Raw genomic sequence first — 14660 nt, 5'->3', positions numbered from 1 at the left:
TTTTTTATTCTTCTTCGGAACTTATAAGTTCTTCTAGGGGTTTATCACCCCTTTTGGTTACCACGGTATTTATTTGGACTATATCCTCGGATATAACGTTACCCCTTAGGGTTTTGCGTCTTCTTTCACCTTTGCGTTTTGGCCTGTAACCTGGACCGGCTGAAACTAGACTTCTAACCCGTCTGGGGCCTGGTATGTCCTTTCTCATTGGGAAACCGTCCTTGTCGCTTCCACCAGTTATCTTTAACTTGTAACCTTTTAGTCCGATTATTGAGCCTTCGAATTCGTCCCCTATTGCGAGTCCTATGAGTTTTCTTTCCTGTGAGGGGTCGGTTTCTATTTGGATGCTTTTTTCTTTATCTGAGATTACTATTTTGAAAGTCACTGTTTTCATCCTCCCATACTATTTTTGGATCCCCCATGTTGGATCCATTTTCCTTTTGATGTTAGCTATTTCTTGGAGTGTATTATATTCGTCTTCGGTGAGATCGCTTCTGAGTTTGTCTATAAGGATCCTATAGTGCTTTTCTGGGATGTCAACGTAGAGTATGTCACCTTCATGGACGTTCCTCCCGAATATGGCGTCACTTATTGCCATGGCCAATTTCTGCCCAACTTTAGCGGATTTTCTGCTTTCGCCCTTGTCTTGCATGCTGGCCACCCTACCAAGGGGTTTGCCTTCACTTGTCATAATGGGGTAGCCTTGTTTTATGGTTCCGGCGAGAACTTCTATACCTGCTATGGCTGGTTTGCTCTGTCTAAACACTAGCTTAGGTATTATTCTTATCTTGGCGGGTCTTATGATAGCCTCCATCCATTTTTTCTTCCTTTTCTCTTTGATTTCTTCCATCCAGTCCTCGTATTCTTCCATTAATTTGTAGATTACATTTCCTTGGAATAGTTTTATCTTTGAAGCTTTGATTTCCTCCATGGCAGAGGGCAGAACCTTTACATTGAAGGCTATTATAACACCATAGAGTTCGTTTTCTTGTTTTGCAATCTGTGCATTGACAACGTCCTTCCTTGAAACATCACCTATATCAGCGGTTTTTATAGGTACTTTGATATCTTCTAGGAGTTTTACCAGGGCTTCAAGTGAACCTAGAGTGTCGGCTTTGACAATTATGCCCTCATCTTTTGTGGCTATCTTAACATCTTCTATTTCTTTTTGTAGTTCATCCTTTATAGATTTTATATCATCTCGGATAACCCTCAGGGGTGAGCCAGGGATGACATCATCTATGTTTGGGGCTACTATTTTTATACCTGCGGCAGCCACCACCTCATCTACTTTCTGAAATTTTCTCCGGGTTTCCCTCATCTCTTCAAGTGGCCTAGGCTTTAGTAGTGATCTTATCCTCGTTATTATAATATCATCTGAAGTTACTAGGGCTATCTGGTCGTTGTCCCTTATTATACCATCATAGATGACCGCGTCTAATGTTGTTCCCAATCCTTTTTCCTCTTTGACTTCTAGTACTGTGCCCTTTGCTGGTGCATTAGGTTCTATTTCTAACTGTTTTTTGAGGTATTGTTGTGCAAGGCCCATGAGCATCGTTAAGAGTTCTGGGATGCCTTCACCTGTCTTTGCACTTATGGGTATGATGCTCACCTGACTTGTGAAGTCTGTTATCCTATCGAAGCGTTCAGATGCGAAACCTTCCTCGTGGAGGCTGCCGACAAGCTCATATACCCTTGTTTCAAGTTTCTCTTGGACGTTAGCGGCTTGTAGTGGGAATGTGTCCATGAATGGCATGTCCTCATGGACTTGCCATCCTGGGATTTTGTCTATTTTGTTCGCCGCGACTATGAATGGTGTCTTATACATTTTGAGGATGTTCAGAGCCTCATAAGTCTGAGGCTTGAATCCCTCGTTGATGTCCACGATTAGTATGGCCAAATCTGCTAGGGCTCCGCCCCTTTTCCTGAGGGTTGTGAATGCTTCATGGCCTGGTGTGTCGATGAAAAACAGGCCGGGTAATATTTCTTTTATAGAGAATCTTTCAAGGAATTCTCCACATATTTCTTTTATTGTTTCTATTGGGATTTCTGTCGCCCCTATATGTTGTGTTATGCCCCCGGCTTCTCTGGTGGCGATGGCGGTACCCCTAATATGGTCTAGTAGGGTTGTTTTGCCATGGTCTACGTGGCCGAGGACTGATACTATGGGCGACCTTATTTTCATCTTTTTTAGTCTCCAGGTTCGTATATTATTTTTTCATCTGGCATGGTATAATCGTAGATTTCATCTTCGTTGAAGAATAGTTTTATTTCCCTTTCAGCTGATTTGGGTGAATCTGATGCGTGTATTATGTTTCTCCCTGTGTGGAGTGCGAAGTCTCCTCTTATAGTGCCTGGGTCTGCTTCTTGTGGGTTGGTGGCTCCGACTATCTTCCTTGTCAGTTTGATACTGTTTTCGCCTTCTATTACTAGTGCCAGTACTGGTGCTGATGTTATATAATCTATGAGGTTGTTGAAGAATGGTTTGTCTTTGTGTTCTTGGTAGTGTTCTATTGCAAGTTCTCTTGTGATGTGTAGCATCTTGGCGGCTACTATTTTAAGTCCTCTTTCTTCGAGTCGTGTTATGATTTTTCCTGTTAGTCTTCTTTGGATGGCGTCTGGTTTTAACATTATGAATGTTCTTTCCATTTTAGATCACTATTTTTTCTTTGTGATCCATTTGACTTTCCTGGGGACTCTTTTGAGTTTTAGCATGTTCTTTTCGCATTTGCTGCTGCAAAAGAAGTATACTGTACCGTCTCTTTTCACGAACATTTTTCCTGTTCCTGGTTCTATTTCTTGGTTACAGAATGAGCATGTTCTCATGATTTTACACCTTTATGGTGCTTTGATTTCTTTGGCTTCTCTGATGGTGTCCAGTAGCATTAGTATGTCGCCTTCTCTTACTGGTCCCATCACGTTCCTTGTGAGTATTCTGCCTTTATCTCTTCCTTCTAATATTCTACATTTCACTTGTAGTACTTCCCCTGTCATCCCAGTCCTTTTGAGGACTTCGATGACTTCTGCTGGGGTTGCTTCTTCCAATATTATCACCTATACTATTTTTTGAGTTCTTCGACTTTTTCTATCACTTCTTTTATTAATTCTTCTGATTCTCCAGGGTCTATTATGCATGCGGATGCTGAGGGCACGTTTAAGCCGGCTGCTGCTCCTAGTTCGTCTTTTGTAGGTAAGTATACGTATGGTATTTCTTTTTCTTCTGCCAGGACTGGTAGGTGGGCTACTATCTCTGGCGGGTCAACATCCTCAGCTATTAGGATGAGTTGTGCAACTCCTCTTTCAGCTGCTTTGGTGACCTCGTTGGTCCCCTTAGCTATCTTACCCGTGTCTCTCGCTATCTCTAATGCTTCAATAGCTTTGTCAGCTAATTCTTTTGGCACATCGAATTTTACGTAAATTGCCTTCGCCATAAAATATTACCTCCTTTTTCATCTGGTTTTTTTTGATATACCATCCATCAGCAATACTCTGAACTGGTGAGTACCCTTTTATATTAGTAGGAATATATAAAATTTTTCTAATAAAAAATTAGGACTAATAATAATGTTATTCTACTTTTATTATTTATAAAACTTTCCCCGGGAAAATGAAAAAAATGAAAGAAATTAAGAGAGTTTATATCCTTTTAACGGCCAATTCTATGTCCTCTGCTTTAACAGTTTTTCTACCGGCGTGTTTTGCGAATTTTATGGCCGCTGCTGCTATCTCTTCACCTTTTGCTTCTAGGGCCTTGGCTAGTGCTTCTCTTGCATCATCACTAACTCTCTCGGCACCGGCATTTTTTATGATTCTCCCAATGGGGGCTATTGGCAATTCCATAACCAACCACCTCAATTTACAAATATGATCTATTAAACTACTTCTATATAAATATATCGCCGATCATGCAGATTCTCTCGGCCAACCATTAACTTTTCGCCCATGATATCAAAATAGATTATCATCCAAGATTTCATGAAAAACAATAGACTATAGGAGAGCCCAATGAAAAAAGAAACAACCAAAAAATACAAATCTACCCAGAACTTGTTTTTCCACTTATAACCTCTAATAAACTACTAATATCAGCTTCAACTTCCACTGGCTCCTCACAGGCTCTTATAGCAGTGTCAGGATCTTTTAAGAGGTGGCCAGTTGCTATGCAGACAATCTCTTCACCCCTGTCAATCTCTCCTTCATCCAACAACCTTATAAGACCTGCTATGGAAGCTGCTGAAGCAGGTTCAACGCCTATACCTTCCCTTCTCGCCAAGAGTTTCTGAGCTTCCAAAATCTCCTCGTCACTCACAGACTCTGCAAGCCCTTCAGACTCATAAATAGCCCGAAGAGCCTTACGATAACTCACAGGAGCCCCTATACGTATAGCTGTTGCAACAGTTTCAGGGTTCTTAACAACCTCTATCTCCATCTCACCCTTCTTAAAAGCGTTAACGATAGGAGAAGCGCCCTCCGCTTGTATACCAATCATCATGGGCCTTTCATCAATAAAACCGGCCTGGTAGAATTCGGTTATACCCTTCCATACTGCTGATATGTTACCAGCATTACCCACCGGTAATATAATACGATCAGGAGATCTCCAACCCAATTCATCAACTATTTCAAATCCAATGGACTTCTGACCCTCTAAACGGAAAGGATTCACAGAATTAAGAAGGTAAACTTCACCCATCAAAGCTAACCTAGTCACAGCCTCAAGAGCCTCATCAAAATTACCCTTCACAGACAAAACCCTAGCACCATGAAACATGGCTTGGGCAAGCTTGCCAAGGGCGACCTTACCTTGGGGTAAAAGCACTAAACAGTCAAGGTTGGCCCTCGCAGCATATGCAGCCAAAGAAGCTGAAGTATTACCCGTTGAGGCGCATCCAACACTATTAACCCCCAACTCAAGGGCCTTAGTTATGCCGACGCTCATACCCCTATCCTTGAAGCTTCCTGTTGGGTTAGCACCCTCAAATTTAACATATAATTTCACTCCGAGGTCTTTGCCTATATTATCACATTTTATAAGGGGTGTTCCACCTTCTTGGAGAGTTACTATCTTTGATTCATCAACTGGCATGAACTCTTTATACTTCCACATTGTCTCCTTCCTACCCTCAAAAACATCCCTTGAAACCTTAGGTTCTATTATGACTTCAAGTATCGAACCACACTCTTTACAAGTGTATATTATCTCATTTAGTCCATACTCCATTCCACATTTTATACATCTTATCATCTCTAAAACCTCAACCCGTAAAACCTTTTATTATATAATATAATGATAATGTGAACTCTGATTCGATTATAGCAGCTATAAATATGAATATAACAGCTATAAAGAATATGAGTAACGAATCCTTAAATTCTTTCATGTTATCATTTAAAGATCTTTTCAATTTCAAAGTGAATGATCCTGAACCTTTTATAAGATCCCTTATAAAATGGATGAGGAAACTTGATAACCTGAAACCAGCCACGCTCGCAATTATAAGACCTGGAATTTCAAAAATGCCATGAGGCGCCACTAATAAAATAAAATCAAACATTGGAACCTTCGTGGCGAAATATCCCATAAATACTCCGTTAAATGCAAGGAATAAGCCCGTGAAGATACCCAAAGATAAACCACCAAGATATAATAAAAAAATGGCCTGCAGATTATGCGAAAATACAGAAAATATCGTTATCCCCTCTTCTATGACACTCCTCTTAAACTCTCTCATCACAGGGGCTAAAAGCATATCTAGAAATCCTGAAATAAAATATCCTATAAAAAATGATCCTACAAATATCAACGTGGATATGATAAGATAACCTTTATTTTCCCTATAAAGTTCTCTAATATCCATTGTTACACCTTTTCAAGTATGGATTCCGCGATTTTCTCGGCCCTTTTTCTCTTCTTTGAAAATTCTTCAAAAAATCTCCGCATATAAACTGCGACATTACTCTTACATTCACCACACATAAGCGTGCCATTCTTACACTCCTCATATATCTTTTCAAGCTCTTTATCAGATCCTAGCATATGATATAACAGGATCTCATATACTATACAATCCTCGGGGACTCCGCCGAGTTTCCTCTGCTCCTCTAATGTTTCTCTGCCACCAGTCTTAGCATTTCTAATCTTCCATTCGATTTCATCAAGGGAATCTGTTAAAAATATTGCACTGGACGGCTTGCTACTTGACATTTTACCCCCAGTAAGACCCCTCATAAACCTATGATAAGTGGAAGAAGGGAGGATGAAACCATACCTTTTCTCAAGACGGGATGCTATATCCCTCGTAAGACGTATGTGAGGATCCTGATCAGGCCCCACTGGTACAAGGGTTGGTCTTGGACCCCCATGTTCCTCCAATTGGGGGTGTAGTATATCAGCGGCTTGTATAAGCGGGACATAAACATGTGCCATGTTAGTCGAACCAGTGAAACCATAGATAGCCCTTAACTCGTTAAAATTAACCTTCTTCGCGAATATATAAGCAAGATCCTCTACTAGGAGATTCTCAGATTGCAAATATACATGAATGTTATCCTTTGTAAGGTCTAGACCCAATGCTATATAATTACTTATATATTCTTTGACTGCGAGTTCCCTCGATTCCTCAAAGTCGATGTCGCGTGCAGAATAGGATTCCATATCAGCTATTGGAATGTAGATTTCCGCCCCGTGTTCATCATACCAGATGAGCTGGTCAACCACCATCTTATGTCCAATGTGCATCCTCCCACTGGGCATCATCCCAGTTACCACTGCGAAATCCTTTTCCTCATCCATGGCCGTGAGTATCCTCTCATAGTCTCTATGACCGAATATTATACCCCTTCTCATGAGCCAGTGAGGATCCTTTATCTTATCTATGATTCCTTTGAAGGGTTTTATGCCGAAGTTTTTCATTATCTCATTGTATTCTAGTATGCTTGAACTCCATGGGTCTATCATTTTCCCACCCTTTTTTTTATGGTCTGATCCATTCTACCATGTAGTAGGTGACGTCTTCTTCGTCATCAACTACTGCAAGGATTAATTTTTTTCTCACGCCATGGGCGACTCTCACATAACTCGAAAAATCTAGGATTTTAAGTTTTGTACTTTCGTGTACTATCCTTACAAGGTAACTTGAATGGTTCCTAGTTGGGGTTTCACCCCTCTCATATACCCTGAATTCTGAACCATATTTGAAACCTGTTTTTACTATGTAACCCCTGTCTCGAAGATCCCTATAGACTATGAACTTCTGGTATAAGCCGCGCCTGTTTAGGATGGATATGAGCTCATTGAAGCTTATCTCCTTGTCGCCATCCCATATTGAAAGTTTGCCCTTTCCTTGTAAGTAGGCCGCCTCCACCAGTGAAAGTTTTAATTGGTCACCTTCTAGGTTACCATAATGGCTTTTCTGGTTTAGGCGTAAAGCCTTGGGATCTCCTTGTACTGTTACTGTGTTACCTGCGAGTTGACCATCCAAGTCTTCTCACCCTCTAGTAGTGTGCTTCTGCAAGGTCTTTTTCTCCTTTTTTAAGTTTTCTCATTAACTCGTATATTACACCATCTAATATTAGGAGGCTTGTATCCTCATATAATGTTCCAAGAGGTACTTCATCAGTGGTTTCCCCGGCCTTTATCGCTTCATTGTAATCTCTCCATGGGCCTACATCTATTATGATCTTGGATTTTTTTTGCAAGTTCTGATTCTCGATTTGCTGTCACTCCGAGGATCTCGGCACCTTTATTTTTTAATCTTTGGGTTTCTTTTATTATGTAGCTTGTACTCCCAGAACTTGAAATGACTATAATAAGATCGCCCTTTTTGGGTGATATTGTTGTAGAATCTCCGATTACATGAACATTTAGTCTTAGTTGTGCGAGTCTCATTGCAAATGCTTCGCCTACTAATTTTGACCTGCCACTTCCCAGTACAAATATGGATTTTGATCTGTTGATTAGGTTCAGGATCTCATCTAGGTCTTCTTTTTTGATTTTTTTCTCAACATTCTGGGCATGTTCTATTATCCTTTTTATGGTCCTTTTGAAGTACATTTTTTTGGATTTCCTTAGATATTTGTTATCCTTATACCAGCATTTTTTATCTTATTTTTCATGTTTAGGTTTATGAGTAGTGGTGTTATCTTCTCGATTATCCTTGCATTTTCCAAGGATCCGCAGTCTATGCCTCTGACTCCTGGTATTTTCTCTGCGAGTTCTATCACGACCTTCTTGGCTTTTTCATCATCTGATGTTATGAGGCAGTCACATTCCACATCCTTTTTGAAATTTAGTAGGCTATAAGCGCTTATGTTGTTAAATGCTGATACTACGGTCGCATCTTCTAGGAACTTCGCGGATCTTTCAGCGGCTGAACCATCCCAGAGATCAAGGTATTTTACACCGGACCCGCCAATCGAACTTTCAAGGGGTACCGTAGCATCTATAAAGATCTTATCCTTGACCTGATCTTTTATAGACTTTAGGGTTGCCATCTGAGCATGTAATGGCACTGTTAATACTATGATATCTGCTAGGCTGGCAGCATCCTCATTTCTCATACCTTCCAATTTCAACCCAGGATCTCCGGTCATCTCTTTTATCTTATCCACGGTATCCTGGGCTCTCTTAGCATCCCTAGAGCCTATGATAACACTTTCACCCGCCATCGCTAATCTTAGGGCCAATCCCATACCCTGATCTCCAGTTCCACCTATTATAGCAATTTTCCTATTCATTAGACATCACCTTATCCCCTCTTAGAGTAGGTTTAATTTTTCAAGGAAAGTTAAACTTTCAATTAACTCCTCTTTACTCTTCACTTCAATTGTTAAGATACCATCATATCCTTTAAGGTTCTCGAATACTTTAGGAAAATTTATGCTCCCTGTTCCGAGGGCGTTATGTGAATCTTCTAGGCCATTGTTATCTGAAAGGTGTACATGGCCTATTAGTTCCATCTTAATGTCTGTGGTTGTGTAACCCATGGTGTGGGCGTGGCCGATATCGAAAGTGGCCATGATTCCAAGTTCCTCTACTATTCTTTGTAGTTCCTTTAAGTTACTGTAAAGGTATTTTTCCATTTTTGGCATGTTTTCGAGGCAGAGTGTCACGCCTAGATCATCAGCATACTCTTTAAGTTCTTTGAGGGATCCAAGATTATATTCTAATATTCTGTCTTTGTATACTCTTGCAAGGAATGGTACACTACCCGGGTGTAATATTAGCTTATCCGAGTCTAGGCGCGCTGCCAAATCCAGTGAAGATTTTATCTCCATTATTGATGATCTTCTTATCCTATTGTTGGGGGAGGCTATGTTAACATCGGAAATTGGAGCATGTACTATATATTGGAGGGAGTATGAGCCTGTTAAATCCTCCTCTATCCTATCTAGTGGGTATTCATTGATTATCTCACAATAGTTGATCCCGAGTCCTTCTATGTATTCTAAAGTGACATCAGGTGGTGCTGGATGTAAAGCCAATGTTGAAATTCCAAAATCCAAAAATAGACCCTCCAATATTATGTTTCCGATCTTACCCGGGCTTTTATTGGCACACCCTTTTTAACAGCCTCTAATATCATCTCTGCCAATTCAATATCCTTTTTTATCCTTATAGTGCCTTTTTTACCTACAGTAGCTGTGAACAAATATTCTTCATCTAGTAGTATATCATAGGATACTCCTATAGAATCTTTACCAAATTCTAGTACCACATAATTCCCGGATATGTCCACTGGAACTTTTATCAAACCCTTTTCCTCTACCTTTTTGAGAGGTTCTATGTTAATGCCTATTCCTATACTATTTTCGATCTCTTCGATGGTTTTACCCTTCTTGCCTATGATCTGGGGTATATATTTTTCCTCAACCCATACCTTTGCCCTCTCATCAGATTCGAGTTCGACCTTGAATTTACCAGGGGGTAACCGTTTGCTGAACTCCTTTTCAATTTCTCTCTCAACTATTAACTGAGCTGGAGTTTTCCTTCCAGCTACACTAGAAACTTCCATTACTATGGTCTGTTCACCATAAGTATAAATCTCATATACTAAATCTCCTGTTTCAAAATCTCTGATTTCTATAACCGGCCTTGCAAGGTCCGCTTCCACCATCCCAGTTGGCACTTTAACCGTCAACGAAATGTCATAAACTGCTTTTATCTTCCCATCTTCGATGAATATGGTTGTATCTACTATTGATGGTATCATTCCAAGTTCTACTCGTCCTATTATCCTCTGAATGGCGTCTATGGGCCTTGTGGCATGGACCACTCCAACCATGCCCACACCTGCAAGGCGCATATCAGCAAATATCCTAAAGTCCCTTGTTTTCCGTAGCTCGTCATATATTGTGTAATCTGGTCTTACAAGAAGTAGTATGTCAGCAGTCTTTTGCATATCCCTTTCTATTGGAGCATATTGTGTTATCTCATCCCCTACCTGTAAATCCCTTGGGGATTCCATAGTCTTGACTATGGCATTCAACTCCTTGCTGAAAAATTCGGCCACCGCCTGGGCAAACGTGCTTTTACCAGCGCCTGGGGCCCCGGCGATTATTATACCCTTAGCTGTGTCCCTTAGACGTTCCATTAGTTCATCCGATAAGCTATAATCTTCCAGTGAAACCTTTGCAACTGGTCTTACAGCTGTTATCTCCATGGCCTCTGAAAATGGGGGTCTTGCAATAGATATCCTATATTCGCGGAATTGTACGACTGTGGCACCTTCCATTTCTATTTCAATGAAACTTTTCAAGTCGCTTTTAGCCCTTTCAACTATTTCACGGGCCATCCTATTGATTTCTGAACGTTTAAGTGGCTTGGACCCTATCTTGACAAGTTTTATTTTTCCTGGTTTTCCCTTTTTTGCCATGGGGACAACGTTCTCTTTTAGGTGGACTGACATTGTGTCCTTGTCGAAGTATTTGCTTATTTCGAGTTTATCATATTCTAGGACTTCTGGTTGTATGTATACTACTTCTAGTCCTTGTGCTCTTGCAACTTCTGCCTGTACCTTGTCACTTGTAACTAGTAGGGCATCGTGTTCCCTGGCTGTGCCCCTTATCATGGCATCTATTTCACCACCCTTTGCGAGGGCTATCTCATCTAGTGTGGGTCTTCTACCAACGAAACTCAGGGAGATTATATCCTCCTTACTCAACTCTTGCAAGTTTTTAAGCTCTTCCAAACCGTTAAATCCAGTTTCGCGCCCCCTGTTAGCTTGATATTCTAGTTCTGAAACTACCGCCTCTGGTATTATAACTTCACTCCCCTTGAATTCCTCTTCCTGTACTATGTCTGTGATTCTACCATCCACGATAACGCTTGTATCTGGGACTATTCTCATACCATATCATCCCCTATAGACTTCTTCAGGATTGAAAACCTTCTGGCCTATATTCTCCAGCCTCTCTGGGGGGATTAACTTCCTATAAAAGCAAGAGTAGTATCCGGTATGGCATGCTCCACCCTTTTGTTCTACCTTGAGTATTATAGCGTCCATGTCACAATCCACGAGTATTTCATTTACTTTCTGGATGTGACCTGAACTTTCACCTTTCAACCAGACTTTTTTTCTTGAAGTGCTCCAGTAATGGGCCATACCAGTCTCTATCGTACGTTCTAAGGCTTCTTTGTTCATATAGGCTACCATTAGGATCTCTTTAGTATTTTTATCCTGTGCTATTGCTATTATAAGCTTCTCTCCGCCTATCTCGTGCCTGAAATTTAAAATCATTATTCCTCCTTTAGATATTCTGTTATTTTGTCAATTTCTACAAGCTCTTGGGAGCCTGTTTTCATGTCTTTTATAGTGACTTTACCATCTTTGAGGTCTCTTTCACCTACGAGGATTACCTTTTCCACGTTGAGATGATCTGCATATGATAATATTTTCCTCAGTTTACGACCTGAAAGATCAACATCTGAAGGCACGCCCTCCTCTCGGAGCTCCTGGACTATCCTGTAAGCCGTTGGACGAGTTGAATCCGAAACAGGCGCCACGAAAACCTTTGCGAATTGGAAAGGCTCATCTTTTTGTTTTTTGAGAGCGGCTACTAGTCTGTCAAATCCGAAGGCGAATCCTGTTGATTGGATTTTTTCACCACTGAACAATTCTATGAGGTTATATGTGCCTCCTCCACAAATCTGTTTCTGGGCTCCCAAAGATGGTACATAAATCTCAAATACTATGCCAGTGTAATAGTCTAATCCCCTCGCAATCCCCAAATCAAGGACATACTCTTCAACTTTAAAATCATCTAAGAGTCTTATAAGCTCTCTGAGATTATCTATAGACTCCAGGGCGGGTTCACAACCTTCAACCATCTTCTTAACATTTTCAAGCAATCCTAGGCCACCTTCCATGCCTATAATAGATAATAACAAATTTTTCATGCTTTCATCTGCTTCTACATTTTCCAGGTGAAGTTTAAGTTCCTGCACATCCCCTTTATCAATTAGACCCATTATCCTATCCTGCAATTCCCCCTTTATCCCAGCATCTTCTAATATGCCTCTGAGTATCCCAAGGTGTCCTATATGTAACTTGTATTCTTTGAGGCCAAGCTCTCGCAGACAATGCACTGCTAATGCTATCACCTCTGCTTCCCCTTGTGGGGATTCCGCACCCACAAGTTCGCATCCAAACTGCCAGAATTGTCTGAACCTACCAGCCTGTGGCCTCTCATACCTGAAACAACTCCCATAATAGTACATTTTTATAGGCTTCGGATGTTTTCTCATCTCATTCAAATATAATCTAGCAACTGGTGCTGTGAGCTCTGGCCTCAAAGCCAAATCCCTGTTCGCTTTATCCTTGAAATGGTAAATCTGTTTCACTATCTCTTCCCCAGATTTTAGAGTGAAAAGTTTCAAATCTTCGAAGATCGGAGTTTTTATCTCATGATAACCATAAGTTTCAAAGACTCGTTTCAAGGTTCTTTCCACTTCTTTTCTCATTTTCATCTCTTCGAAGAGGAAATCTCTTGTACCACGCGGCCTTGTTATCTCCATCTATTTTCCTCCCAATCAAGTTGGATTATTCATAATATTTAAGATATTCCTCCAACATTTTAGGGAATGATAATGCATCAAGGAATCTTAAACCTAATCTTTCAGCCCATACTTGGATACCCTCATCCGCCGCGACAACACCAGCACCCAGTTCCTTAGCCAACAATAAAACATCAAGATCTGGGGCGCTGTCAAGAGTCCCCTTACGGAGGGCGCCCCTATATTTTTTCCTGAAATCTTTTATAGCCCCCCCTATCACTTCCATTTCTATCTTACTCTTTTTAACACCCTTTGAGGCCATCACCATAGCTTCCACTGCAGCTTCCCATATGGCAGCCTCTGAAATCCTCATACCCTTGTTCATCCTCTCCCTTATATCCCTAACATACTCAAAGAACACCTGAGATGGTATCTGAGTGTCATAACGGTTTGGTGTCTTCTTCACTATCCATGTTTCTGCCTTCACAAGTATATCAGCCGGGCAACCATACCTATTCATATAATCAGTGAACTCCTTATAAGTTACTGGGGGCATATGACAGCTTATATTTAATCTTATACGAGATCTTGCTATAAGATCAAGGAGCTTATCAACCGCTTCATGGAGATCCCCAGCGCCCATCATATCCCTCAACTGATTATCAGTAAATGCAGTTGTATCAAGTACAAATCTTTGTTTTGCGAGCACATTTATCCCCTCTAATGATCGTGATAGAATATATTATCATCATCAACAAATAAATATACTTGGGATCTACCCACAAAGGAATTAAGAAAAGAGGAGGCTCCTGAAATGATAACAGGAAAAACCAAGATCATTGGAGTGATAGGGGATCCGGTAGAACACAGCCTATCACCCATCATGCATAACGCTGCATTCAATCACCTAAACCTAGACTATGTATATGTAGCCTTCCACGTGAAAAAGGGAATGGCAAAAAAAGCGATAGAAGCCATGAAAACCTTTAACATAAAGGGCCTTAATGTTACAATCCCACACAAAGTACACATACTAAAATATATTGATAAAATAGATGAAACAGCAAAACTTATAGGGGCAGTTAACACCCTAAAATTAGAAAAAGGGAAAGTATGGGGTTTCAACACAGATGGTACAGGTTGTGTAAGAGCTCTTCAAGAGGTGACAAATCTCAAAGACAAAAATATCATAATATTAGGTGCTGGTGGCGCCTCAAGGGCCATTGCATTCCAACTAGTCTCCTACGACATAGGGAGCCTACACATTCTCAACAGAACGCCTGAAAACGCCAAAAGAATAGCAAAAGACATGAAAGAAAAGCTAGGAATCAAAATATTCGCCGGCGGCCTAGAACACTTAAAAGAGAAAATCAAAGACGCCGATATACTCATCAACACCACACCAGTTGGAATGTACCCTAATATCGATGCAAAGCCCCTCGCAACCGCGGACATACTTCACAAAAACCTAATAGTGAAAGATTTAGTCTATAATCCGCCCAAGACCAGATTATTAAAAGAAGCAGAAAAAGCAGGGGCCAAAACAATATCAGGAATAAAAATGCTAGTATACCAAGGGGCAGAATCATTCAAAATATGGACAGGGAAAGAAGCCCCCACAAGTATAATGGAAAAAGCAATACTAAAAACCATAGGGTGATCAAAA

At 40.7% G+C, this 14660-nt stretch carries 20 protein-coding genes; 1 reads left to right on the top strand and 19 read right to left on the bottom strand.

The window, feature by feature from the left end; all coding sequences use genetic code 11:
* Window positions 1-4: 4 nt before the first annotated feature.
* From QFX38_07075 to QFX38_06985, 19 genes are all read right to left on the bottom strand, one after another.
* Window positions 5-385 carry a 30S ribosomal protein S6e gene (locus tag QFX38_07075; protein ID MDI9624630.1) on the bottom strand — a complete coding sequence of 127 codons (381 nt, stop codon included), beginning with the start codon at window positions 383-385 and terminating at the stop codon, window positions 5-7.
* An 18-nt stretch (window positions 386-403) separates the two neighbouring features.
* A complete protein-coding gene (infB, locus tag QFX38_07070) occupies window positions 404-2185 on the bottom strand; it encodes a translation initiation factor IF-2 (GenBank protein MDI9624629.1) in 1782 nt (593 codons plus the stop codon).
* A 5-nt stretch (window positions 2186-2190) separates the two neighbouring features.
* Window positions 2191-2649, bottom strand: coding sequence for a nucleoside-diphosphate kinase (gene ndk / locus QFX38_07065; GenBank protein MDI9624628.1), 459 nt, complete (start codon window positions 2647-2649; stop codon window positions 2191-2193).
* A gap of 9 nt (window positions 2650-2658) precedes the next feature.
* Complete coding sequence (locus QFX38_07060) at window positions 2659-2826, bottom strand: 50S ribosomal protein L24e (protein ID MDI9624627.1); 168 nt, start codon at window positions 2824-2826, stop codon at window positions 2659-2661.
* 12 nt (window positions 2827-2838) lie between these two features.
* Window positions 2839-3045 carry a 30S ribosomal protein S28e gene (locus QFX38_07055; protein MDI9624626.1) on the bottom strand — a complete coding sequence of 69 codons (207 nt, stop codon included), beginning with the start codon at window positions 3043-3045 and terminating at the stop codon, window positions 2839-2841.
* Window positions 3046-3059: 14 nt separating this feature from the next.
* Complete coding sequence (rpl7ae, locus tag QFX38_07050; protein ID MDI9624625.1) at window positions 3060-3431, bottom strand: 50S ribosomal protein L7Ae; 372 nt, start codon at window positions 3429-3431, stop codon at window positions 3060-3062.
* A 205-nt stretch (window positions 3432-3636) separates the two neighbouring features.
* Complete coding sequence (locus QFX38_07045) at window positions 3637-3840, bottom strand: NFYB/HAP3 family transcription factor subunit (protein MDI9624624.1); 204 nt, start codon at window positions 3838-3840, stop codon at window positions 3637-3639.
* A gap of 196 nt (window positions 3841-4036) precedes the next feature.
* Complete coding sequence (gene thrC, locus QFX38_07040; protein ID MDI9624623.1) at window positions 4037-5245, bottom strand: threonine synthase; 1209 nt, start codon at window positions 5243-5245, stop codon at window positions 4037-4039.
* A 10-nt stretch (window positions 5246-5255) separates the two neighbouring features.
* Window positions 5256-5858: a stage II sporulation protein M gene (locus tag QFX38_07035; protein ID MDI9624622.1), complete on the bottom strand. Its 603-nt coding sequence runs from the start codon at window positions 5856-5858 to the stop codon at window positions 5256-5258.
* A gap of 2 nt (window positions 5859-5860) precedes the next feature.
* A complete protein-coding gene (locus QFX38_07030) occupies window positions 5861-6958 on the bottom strand; it encodes a tryptophan--tRNA ligase (protein ID MDI9624621.1) in 1098 nt (365 codons plus the stop codon).
* Between the two features lie 16 nt (window positions 6959-6974).
* Complete coding sequence (gene endA / locus QFX38_07025; GenBank protein MDI9624620.1) at window positions 6975-7481, bottom strand: tRNA-intron lyase; 507 nt, start codon at window positions 7479-7481, stop codon at window positions 6975-6977.
* Between the two features lie 13 nt (window positions 7482-7494).
* Window positions 7495-7698, bottom strand: coding sequence for a hypothetical protein (locus QFX38_07020; GenBank protein ID MDI9624619.1), 204 nt, complete (start codon window positions 7696-7698; stop codon window positions 7495-7497).
* Window positions 7643-8053 (bottom strand): SIS domain-containing protein, encoded by a 411-nt coding sequence (locus QFX38_07015; protein ID MDI9624618.1) that lies wholly within the window; start codon window positions 8051-8053, stop codon window positions 7643-7645. Before QFX38_07015 ends, QFX38_07020 begins: the two co-directional genes overlap by 56 nt.
* 14 nt (window positions 8054-8067) lie before the next feature.
* Complete coding sequence (gene npdG, locus QFX38_07010) at window positions 8068-8736, bottom strand: NADPH-dependent F420 reductase (protein MDI9624617.1); 669 nt, start codon at window positions 8734-8736, stop codon at window positions 8068-8070.
* Between the two features lie 21 nt (window positions 8737-8757).
* A complete protein-coding gene (locus tag QFX38_07005) occupies window positions 8758-9504 on the bottom strand; it encodes a sugar phosphate isomerase/epimerase (protein MDI9624616.1) in 747 nt (248 codons plus the stop codon).
* A gap of 17 nt (window positions 9505-9521) precedes the next feature.
* A complete protein-coding gene (locus tag QFX38_07000; protein MDI9624615.1) occupies window positions 9522-11348 on the bottom strand; it encodes a PINc/VapC family ATPase in 1827 nt (608 codons plus the stop codon).
* A gap of 6 nt (window positions 11349-11354) precedes the next feature.
* Complete coding sequence (gene hisI, locus QFX38_06995) at window positions 11355-11738, bottom strand: phosphoribosyl-AMP cyclohydrolase (GenBank protein MDI9624614.1); 384 nt, start codon at window positions 11736-11738, stop codon at window positions 11355-11357.
* Window positions 11738-13015 carry a histidine--tRNA ligase gene (gene hisS / locus QFX38_06990; GenBank protein ID MDI9624613.1) on the bottom strand — a complete coding sequence of 426 codons (1278 nt, stop codon included), beginning with the start codon at window positions 13013-13015 and terminating at the stop codon, window positions 11738-11740. Before hisS ends, hisI begins: the two co-directional genes overlap by 1 nt.
* Before the next feature lie 25 nt (window positions 13016-13040).
* On the bottom strand, window positions 13041-13703 hold the full coding sequence (locus tag QFX38_06985; GenBank protein MDI9624612.1) for an RNA ligase partner protein: 663 nt from the start codon (window positions 13701-13703) through the stop codon (window positions 13041-13043).
* A 105-nt stretch (window positions 13704-13808) separates the two neighbouring features.
* Between QFX38_06985 and aroE the strand changes: the two genes are divergently transcribed.
* The gene (gene aroE, locus QFX38_06980) at window positions 13809-14654 is read left to right on the top strand and encodes a shikimate dehydrogenase (protein MDI9624611.1); all 846 of its coding nucleotides are present in this window, start codon (window positions 13809-13811) and stop codon (window positions 14652-14654) included.
* Window positions 14655-14660: the final 6 nt, after the last annotated feature.

This window comes from Methanothermobacter sp., from assembly GCA_030055615.1.
Taxonomy (GTDB): Archaea; Methanobacteriota; Methanobacteria; order Methanobacteriales; family DSM-23052; genus Methanothermobacter_A.
This window is presented reverse-complemented; position numbering and strand designations above follow the sequence as displayed.